1 protein-coding gene is annotated in these 450 nt (G+C 36.4%); it reads right to left on the bottom strand.

Features of this window, described 5'->3' with window-relative positions:
* A partial coding sequence (locus CRV02_RS14475) for a redoxin domain-containing protein (RefSeq protein WP_129090912.1) occupies window positions 1-450 on the bottom strand: 450 nt, incomplete at both ends.

Genomic DNA, 450 nt, shown 5'->3' with positions numbered 1-450 from the left:
GTTTTATAACTTTCACGCCTTTTGTAAATTTCTTCTCGGCATCTTCCTGCGATACAGCCGGCGGAATAATTACATCTTCTCCATCTTTCCAATCTACTGGTGTTGCGATTCCATAATTATCAACCAATTGTAAAGAATCCAAAACTCTCCAGATTTCTGTGAAGTTTCTTCCTGTAGAAGCGGGATAAGTGATGATGAGTCTTACTTTTTTTTTAGGGTCGCTAATTAACAAAGATCTAACTGTAAGAGTCGCGCTTGCATTGGGATGAATAAAATCATACAGCTCAGACACTTTTTTGTCCTGATCCGCAATTATTGGAAATTCTACTTCTGTATTTTGAGTTTCATTAATATCGGAGATCCAACCTTTATGATTCTCAATTCCGTCAACGCTTAAGGCTATAACCTTTGTATTTCTTTTATCGAATTCTGGTTTCAGTTGTGATGTTT

This window comes from Arcobacter sp. CECT 8989 (genome assembly GCF_004116715.1).
Taxonomy (GTDB): Bacteria; Campylobacterota; Campylobacteria; order Campylobacterales; family Arcobacteraceae; genus Halarcobacter.
Note: the sequence above shows the minus strand (reverse complement) of the source record. Positions and strands in the feature narration are given on the sequence as shown.